The sequence below is a fragment of the Nocardia takedensis NBRC 100417 genome (assembly GCF_000308695.1).
Classification (GTDB): domain Bacteria; phylum Actinomycetota; class Actinomycetes; order Mycobacteriales; family Mycobacteriaceae; genus Nocardia; species Nocardia takedensis.
The window spans coordinates 1-8,124 of record NZ_BAGG01000219.1; the positions used below are offsets into that span (position 1 = coordinate 1).

9 protein-coding genes are annotated in these 8,124 nt (G+C 72.3%); 4 read left to right on the top strand and 5 right to left on the bottom strand.

Annotation, left to right across the window (positions count from 1 at the left end):
- The coding region (locus ON30_RS28265; RefSeq protein ID WP_040712141.1) for a carboxyl transferase domain-containing protein at window positions 1-523 on the top strand (523 nt) is incomplete at its 5' end.
- 10 nt (window positions 524-533) lie between these two features.
- On the opposite strand, the gene ON30_RS28270 is transcribed toward ON30_RS28265, so the two are convergent.
- The 5 genes from ON30_RS28270 to ON30_RS28290 all read right to left on the bottom strand — a co-directional run bounded on the left by ON30_RS28270 (window position 534) and on the right by ON30_RS28290 (window position 5,391).
- Window positions 534-1,361 carry an alpha/beta fold hydrolase gene (locus ON30_RS28270; RefSeq protein ID WP_040712144.1) on the bottom strand — a complete coding sequence of 276 codons (828 nt, stop codon included), beginning with the start codon at window positions 1,359-1,361 and terminating at the stop codon, window positions 534-536.
- A 92-nt stretch (window positions 1,362-1,453) separates the two neighbouring features.
- On the bottom strand, window positions 1,454-2,410 hold the full coding sequence (locus ON30_RS28275; RefSeq protein ID WP_051030077.1) for a helix-turn-helix transcriptional regulator: 957 nt from the start codon (window positions 2,408-2,410) through the stop codon (window positions 1,454-1,456).
- Window positions 2,411-2,464: 54 nt separating this feature from the next.
- Entirely contained in the window at window positions 2,465-3,301 is an 837-nt protein-coding gene (locus tag ON30_RS28280; protein WP_040712145.1) for an alpha/beta hydrolase, read from the bottom strand.
- 46 nt (window positions 3,302-3,347) lie between these two features.
- Entirely contained in the window at window positions 3,348-4,349 is a 1,002-nt protein-coding gene (locus tag ON30_RS28285) for a helix-turn-helix domain-containing protein (RefSeq protein ID WP_245554259.1), read from the bottom strand.
- A 61-nt stretch (window positions 4,350-4,410) separates the two neighbouring features.
- On the bottom strand, window positions 4,411-5,391 hold the full coding sequence (locus ON30_RS28290; protein WP_169334960.1) for a helix-turn-helix domain-containing protein: 981 nt from the start codon (window positions 5,389-5,391) through the stop codon (window positions 4,411-4,413).
- Window positions 5,392-5,531: 140 nt separating this feature from the next.
- Between ON30_RS28290 and ON30_RS28295 the strand changes: the two genes are divergently transcribed.
- The 3 genes from ON30_RS28295 to ON30_RS28305 all read left to right on the top strand — a co-directional run.
- Entirely contained in the window at window positions 5,532-6,176 is a 645-nt protein-coding gene (locus tag ON30_RS28295) for a pentapeptide repeat-containing protein (protein ID WP_040712149.1), read from the top strand.
- A gap of 116 nt (window positions 6,177-6,292) precedes the next feature.
- Entirely contained in the window at window positions 6,293-7,330 is a 1,038-nt protein-coding gene (locus ON30_RS28300; protein ID WP_040712151.1) for an AraC family transcriptional regulator, read from the top strand.
- 149 nt (window positions 7,331-7,479) lie between these two features.
- The coding region (locus tag ON30_RS28305) for a GlnX family signal transduction membrane protein (protein WP_505805187.1) at window positions 7,480-8,124 on the top strand (645 nt) is incomplete at its 3' end.

An 8,124-nucleotide genomic window follows, 5' to 3' on the forward strand; every position in this document is an offset into this window, starting at 1 on the left:
CGACTGCCACCACCTGGGCGGTGCGATCGACGCGCCCGCCGCCGACAAGCTCAGCGCCTTCCTGCGCCTGTGCGACGCGCACGGCCTGCCGGTGCTCTCGCTGTGCGACACACCGGGTTTCATGGTCGGCCCCGAGGCCGAGACGCACGCCACGGTCACCAAGTTCAGCCGGTTGTTCATCGACGCGGCCGCGATGACGGCGCCGTGGGGAACCGTCATCGTGCGCAAGGGTTACGGGTTGGGCGCCCAGGCCATGGCCGCGGGGTCCTTCCGCGCGCCGCGGTTCGTGATCGCCTGGCCGACCGGCGAGATCGGCGGCATGGGTCTCGAGGGGGCGGTGCGCCTGGGTTTCGCCAAGGAACTGGCCGCCATCGAGGACCCCGAAGCCCGCGCCGCCGCGTTCGACAACTTGGTCGCCGCGGCCTACGCGCACGGCAAGGCGCTCACCGCGGCGACGGTGTTCGAGCTCGACGACGTCATCGACCCCGCCGAGACCCGACGCTGGGCCCGCACGCTGCGGTGAGCGCCGCCGGTCAGGCGGTGGCGGTCGCGGCGGCGCGGACCACCTCGGCCACGACGCCGGGACGCGAGACCAGCGACACGTGCGAGGCGTCGACCTCGCTGGTGCGGCCCGGCGCGGCCCGACCCGCCATCATGCGTTGCAGATCCGGCGGGATCACCCGGTCCTGCCGGGAGACCAGGTACCAGCTGGGCGTGTCCGACCACGACGGCGTGCCGGAGGGTTCCAGGTTGGCCTGCAACGCCGCGGACTTCTGGTGGGCGTACATGTCGGCGGCGACCGCGGGCGAGACGTCCTGGCAGAACACCTCGTGGAAGGAGTCCTCGGCGATGTAGCCGTCGAGGTTGGTTCCCACCGGACTGTTCGCGTCCGGTACCGGGGTCAGTTGCAGCGCGGGCGGCAGCAGTCGACTGCCCGGGTAGGTGATCGGGTTGAGCAGTCCCTGCACGAATTCGCCGCGGTCGGGGGCGAAGGCGGCGACGTAGACGTTGGCGCGCACGTCCGGGTCGTGGGTGTTGGTGATGACCGCGCCGCCGTAGGAGTGCCCGACCAGCACGATCGGTCCGGCGATGCCGTCGAGCAGGGCGCGCAGGCCCGCGGCGTCGGAGGCGGGACCGCGCAGCGGGTTGTCGTAGGTGCGCACCGGATAGCCCTCGGCGGCGAGCCGTTCGGCGACCTCGCGCCAGCCGCTCGCGTCGGCGAACGCGCCGTGGACGAACACGATCGTGGGAAGGTTCGCGGCGTGGGCTCGCGCGGCGCCGAGTCCGGCGAAGCCGAGCAGGGCCGCGAGCGCGACGGCGACGGCGCGCGAGGCCAAGCGGGCCGGTCTGGGGGATTTCATGCGATCTCCGGGTTCGGTCGAGTCGATGCTGACGGGCCGACTCTAGGAATCCGGGCGCGCGCCGAACTGGCTGCGCGGGCACGGTTGTGTTCTCAGCGCGCCGCGCCGCCCGGGTCGGCGCGCCACTGCGAGGGCGTCAGATCGTAGGCGGCGCGGAAGCGGTGCGCGAAATGGGTGGGGTCGCTGAACCCGTGGCGCAGCGCGACCGCGGCGATGGTCAGATGCCGGTGGGTGCGCAGGGTTTCGCGGGAGCGCTCGAGGCGGCGGCCGATGATGTGGTCGGCCAACCCGATCCCGGTGGCCGCCCACACCTTGTACAGCTGACGCGCCGAGATGTTGTGCGCGGCGGCGATGGTCTCCGCGCACAGTCCCGGATCGTCGAGATTGTGTTCGACGTAGGCGCGCACGCGGTCGAGGGTGTCGGCTCCCGACGGGGCCCGCGCCGCGTCGTCGGCGGCGTCGAGCAGCAGCGTCCGCACCAGATCCAGGGTGGGGCCGTGCAGTTCGGGCAGCATCTGCGCGCCGGTGGAGGCGACCACCGCCAGTTGTTGGATGTAGGTGCGGACCAGGTCGTGGACGCTGTTGTCGGGGCGGACGCCGCGCGCGGCGGCGGCCAGGGTGGCGGCGCCGAGGGTGAGCAGCGCGCGGTCGAAGTGCAGGGCCAGCACGGTGCCGGAGTCGGTGCGGCGGAAGTCGAACGGGGTCGTGTCGTCCAGGACGAGCAGGGCCGGGTCGGCGCGCGCGTACCGCGTCGTCTCCCCGGCTCGGGTCAGCGTCCATTCGCCGGCCGAGACCACCGCGACGACCATCCGCGAGTCGGGGGTCCGCCCCGGTCGCGGCGCGCCGCGGGCGACGGCGATGCCGGTGCTCTCCCAGCGCAGCAGGCGCGTGCGGTCCCCGAGGTCCCAGGCATGCAACCGCATTCGCGGGGCGGCGCGCGGCAGGGGGGTGAAGGTGACGGTGTCGGGGATGCCCGCGCGGCGCAGCGCCGCCCGCAGCGCGGCCGGGTCGTAGGGCCGCGCCTTGGAGACGTCCAGCAGTAGTGCCATGCTCACTCGAGGGTTCGCGGGGGTTTCGCAGTCTACCCGCACGAAACCGCCTGTTCAGTCGGCCGCGGGCTGCCGGGTCGCGGGAGCCTGGGCGTGGGTCAGCGCCCAGTCCAGGGCGTGGTCGGCGACTTCCTGCCAGCCCGGTTCGGCGCAGATCCAGTGCGAGCGGCCCGGGAACTCGTGGTACTCGGTGACCGCCGGTGACTTGTGGTAGTGCTTGGCGTTGGACTTGTTCACCGCGGGCGGCATGATGTGGTCCTCGGCGCCGCCGATGAACAGCAGCGGCGCGCGGTCGGCCCGGCTGTAGTCGACCCAGGTCTCGCGGTGGCCCGGTCGGAAGTTCTCGAACACCCCGTAGGTCCACACCCAGCTGCCGGGCGCGGGGATGTGGTAGCGGTCGTAGGCGGCGCGCGAGGCCGCCTCATCGATGGTGTTGGTGAAGGCGTAGTGGAATTCCTCGGCGGTGAACCCGACGGCCTTGTGCCGGTTGGACAGGCTCTTGAGCACCGGGAACAGTGATCTGGCCTGCGACGGCGGCGTCACGCGCACGCCTTCGGTGGGCGCGGAGTCGATCGCGACGGCCGCCGCGCCCAACCCGCGGTCGACCAGCAACTGGGTCAGGGTGCCGCCGAAGGAGTGGCCCACGATGATCGGCGCGGTCGGGACCGCCTCGATCACCGCGGCCAAGTGGTCGACGGTTTCGCGCACGGTCAGTTCGGCGATGAGGTCGGGGTTCTCGCGCAGCGCCTCCACTTCGAGCTCGAAGCCGGGGTAGCCGGGGGTGAGCACCGTGTAGCCCTTGGCCCCGTAGTAGTCGACCCAGTGTTCCCAACTGCGCGGGGTCATCCACAGACCGTGGACCAGAACGATGGTGTCGGGGGTGCTCGTCATGCGGGGGCTCCGTCCGGAAGGGGTTCGGTTCGCGACGCGGCCAACGCTAGGGCTCGCGCGGCGTCGCGATCTGGTCCGTGCCGCACGGTTGTGTGCTCTGCCCGCCGGCCTCCTCGGGGGCGATGCGCCGCCATTCGCGCGGGGAAACCCCGAAGGTGTCGCGGAAGCGTCGACTGAAGTGGGCGTTGTTGACGAAGCCCCAGCGTCGGGCCACCGCGGCGATGGGGGTAGCGGCGTTCTCGGGGCGGGCCAACTCCGCGCGCGCACCGTCGAGGCGTTCGGCGATGATCCACTGCTCGAGGCTGAAACCGGCCTGCGAGCACAGCCGGAACAGCCTGCGAATGGAGATGTCGTGGGCGCGCGCGATGCGTTCGGGGCTCAGCGCGGGGTCGCCGAGGTGACGGCGCACGTAGGCGCGCACCCGGGGGAGCAACACCTCGGCCATCGGCCCGCGCGCGTAGTCGGTGTCGTAGGCCGAGGCCAGCAGCGCGCGGACCAGTTCGATCCCGGTCCGGCCCAGCACCGGGGCCGACGGGTCGAGCGTGAGGTGCTCGGCGCGGCGGGTCAACTCGCCGATGTGCGCGCCGACCAGTGTGTAGAGCGGACTCGCGGCGAGTCTGTCCGAGGCGGCGCGCACCACGTCGTGGGGCAGGCCGACCGCGTCGATGGGCACGTGCAGGCACTGCGAACTGCCGAATCGGGGCAGCAGGTAGTCGTAGGGGTCGTTGAGATCGATGACGAACAATCGGCCGGGATCGAGCACCCGCTGGGTTCCGAACTGGTCGGCGTAGGCGGTGCCCTGCTCCTGCACCGCGATCGCGAGCACCTCGGCCGGACCCGAGCGCACCTGGTGCGGGGTGCGCAGCAACCGGTAACCGGTCATCGCGGATCGGAAGATGCTGGCCTCGCCGAAACCCCACACCTGCATCAACGCGTCGACGCGATCCGGGTGTTCGAGCACCACCCGGGACGGGACCGACTGCTCCTGCATGGCCGTGCGGGTGGCGTCGGCGCGGTCGCGGGGCGCGAAGTCCCGGGACCGGAACACCACTACCACCCCGGCCCTCCCGCCTCGGAGGGAATCTCGACCCGCATCGACGCATGATATGTCACCATCTCGGGTCGCCGCCCGCCGTCGACCGACCGTCTTCGCGGCACGTCCGCCGCCACGCCTCCGGCGTGAGCCCGAACGTCGCGGCGAAGGCGACCCGGAAATCCTCGGCGTCGGCGAACCCCCAGCGTCGCGCGGCCCGCTCGACGGCCGTCCCGCGCGCGAGGTCGGCGCGCGCGGCCCGCAACCGCTGGGCCCGGATCCAGCGCGCGATGTCGAATCCGGTCTGGGCGGCCAGCCCCAGCAACACCGGGACCGGCAGGTCCAGGTGTCGCGCGATCCCCGCCACGCTCAGCGCCGGATCGCCCAGTCGGGCGCTCGCGAACGCGCGCACCCGCGGCATCAGCAGATCGGCGTCGCGGCGGTCGCCGCCACCGGACACCGAGACAAGCAAGGCCCGCAGCAGCGGGGCCGTGGACTCCGCGAGCGCGTCACCGGCGGGATCCGACACCGACTCGGGCAACTCCCACATCCGCCACAGGTGGTGGCGGGCCAGGTCGTAGAGCGGACTGCGGGTCAGCCCGGCCAGCGCCGCGCCCACCGCCTCGTGCGTCAGGCCCAGCGCGTCGAGTGGGACGTGCACGCAGCGCGAACCGCCGCGCCCGGTCCACCCGAAATCGTAGGGCGCGTCCAGGTCGACGACCATCAGCTCACCGGGGTCGACCAGGCGACGCACGCCGTCCTGCTCGAAACGGCCGCGCCCGTACTCCTGCACCGCGAACCCCACCAGCCCGGTCGGGCCCGCGGCGACGTCACGCGCGGACCGACGCAACCGGTGCCCGGTCATCTCGGCGCGGAACAGACTCAGCTCGCCGAAGCAGCGCGCCTCCATCACCGCGCTCATGCCCGCGCGGGCGAAACGCATCCGGCACGGCGCCGACTCCTGCTGCAACACCGCGCGCGCCGCGGGCACCCGGTCGCGCACGGGATGGGCGCCGCTGTCGAAGACCACGACCACGAACGGCCCTCCTCTCCTCACCTCGCACGCTAGCTGCGGACCCACCCGAGAGCGGCGCGGGTGCGCTGTGGGACAACAACCGTGCGCGCGCGAGCAGTCTGTCGGTGCGGACCCGTACGGTGTGGGCGGTCACCGTCCCTCGACCTCCGGGAGGATCCGCCGTGCCCGCCGACCTCGACGCGCTGCCCTACGCCCGATTCCTGCGTCCGCTGTCCGAGGAACCCGAGAGCGAGGGCGACTACGACTGCGTGCACATCGACGGCGTGCGCTGGGCCGACCCGCGCGTCGAGCACGCGCGCTTCACCGAATCGGCCTTCACCGACGTCACGATGACCGGCGGCAGCCTGCGCCACACCCGTTTCGCCGACGTGTGGGTGCGCGACACCCGCTGGATCGGCACCGACCTGGCCGACGGCTCCTGGCAGGACGCGGAACTGATCGCGGCGGCGCTGTCGGGGGTGGACGCGGGCGGCGCGGTGCTGCGCCGGGTGCGCTTCGAGGGCTGCAAACTGGATTCGGTGAACCTGCGCCGCGCCAAACTGCGCGAGGTGAGTTTCATCGACTGCGTGTTGCGCGACACCGATTTCGGCGGCGCGACCCTGTCGACGGTGAGCTTCCCCGGCACCCGGCTCGAGGGCCTGCTGGTCGACAACGCCCGTCTGAGCGCGGTCGACCTGCGCGAAGCCGCGGCGATCGACATCGCCTCGGGGATACCGGCGTTGCGCGGGGCGCGGATCACCCCGTTGCAATTGATGGATCTGGCTCCCGCGTTGGCGCGCGAGGCGGGCATCCTCGTCGGCGACTGACCGAGCGCGGCCGAGGTGGCCAATCTCGAAAGTTCCTCGTTTCACACCTGTGACGCACCGGTCGTTGATAAGTTGCGCCAATCCGTCTGGTACACGTTCGATCGGAATGCGACTTCATGCTCGACTGGAACCTTCGCCGCCGCACCTCCAGCGCCCAGAACCTGCTCCGTCTCGCGGAGGAGCGCGGCATCGCGGCGGCGGCGTGTCTGGTGGGGACCTCGCTGTCCCCCGACATGCTCAAAGGTTCGCAGGTCGGGGTCACCGCCCACCAGGAACTGCGGATCGTGGCGAACCTGGTGCGCCGCTGCGACGAACCCGGCCTGGGCGCGCTGGCGGGCAGCCGCACCCGGCTCAGCAGCGCGGGCCCGTGGGGTCTTGCCATGCTCAGCAGTCGCACCGTGCGGGAGATGATCGAGGTCGCGCGCCGGTTCCTGGACGCGACCAACGTCTTCGGGCGGCTCAGTTTCGTCGACTCCGAACAGGAGGCGCGCCTGCACCTCGACGACGCCGACATCCCGGCTGAGTTGCGGGTCTTCCTGACCGAGCGCGCCCTGGCCAGTTTCGTCCCGATCGGCCGCGACCTGTTCGGCGTGGACATCCCGCTGACGCGCGTGCAGTTCCGTCATCCCGCGCCCGCCGATCCCACCCGCCATCGCGAGATCTTCGGCGTGGAACCGGTCTTCGGCGCGCAGACCAACACGATCGGCTTCGCCGGCCACTGCGTGGATCTGCCGTTGCCGCGGCCCAGCGAGCGCGCCCGCGCCGCCTGCGAACAGCTGTGCCGGGATCTGCTGGCCCGCCACCACGCGCGCAGCGGCATGTCGGCGACGGTGCGCGATCTGCTGGTCCGCGAACCTGGGGCAATCCCGGATCAGATCGCGGTCGCCACGGCGCTTTTCATGAGTCCGCGCACGCTGTCGCGGCGGCTGCACCACGAGGGCACCTCCTTCCGCGCGCTGCTGGACGAGGTGCGCCAGACCTTGTCGCAGGAGCTGCTCACCCACACCGACATGACCACCGAACAGCTGGCCGCGCGCCTGGGATACGCCGAGGCGGCCTCGTTCATCCGCGCGTTCCGCCGCTGGAACGACTGCCCGCCCCAGGAGTACCGGGTCCGGGTGGGCGACGCCTACCGCGTCGCGGGCACGGCGTAGCCGAGATCGTCTCAGACGCGCCAACTTCGGTGCGGCAACCACCGGGCATACCCGCGCGCACGGCACCGGGTGCACAGGTGCGCACCGCGCAAACTCCTGCCGTACTATCGCGGGCGGAGACTCCGCCGGGATATCGATAGGGGGACGGTGTGGGAGCTCGCGTACCGGCGACCGTGCGGCGCGGTGCGGAATGGTCGCGGCGTTTCGCGGCGACCACGCCGGGGGTGGTGTCGCTGATCGCCGTCGTGTCGGTTCTGCTGTGCCTGGTCGCGGGATCGATCGCCGCCGCGCAGTTGGACGCGAAGGTGACCCGGCACGAACGCGTGCTCGGCCACACCGAACCGGTGGCCTTCGCCGCCCAGCGCCTCTACGTCGCGCTCTCGGCCGCCGACGCCGCCGCGGCCGAGGCGTTCCTGTCCGGCGGGATCGAGAGCCCGGCGATCCGTGCTCGCTACCAGCAGGCACTGGCCGACGCGGCGGCGGCGCTGGCCGAGGCCACCACGGGCGCGGGCGACGCGCGCACCCGCGAGATCGTCGCCCGCATCGCCGCCGACCTGCCCGCGTTCGCCGGTCTGGTCGAGACCGCGCGCGCCAACAACCGCCAGGGATTCCCGGTCGGCTCGGCCTATCTGCGCGAAGCCTCGGCGCTGATGCGGGATTCGCTGTTGGCCGACGCCGAGGAACTCAGCGACGCCCGCTTCGCCGAGGTCCGCGCCGAGCAGCGCGAGATCGCCGCCGTGCCGGTCTCGAGCGTGCTCGCGCTGCTCGCGGTGCTCGCCGCGGCGGGGTTCGCC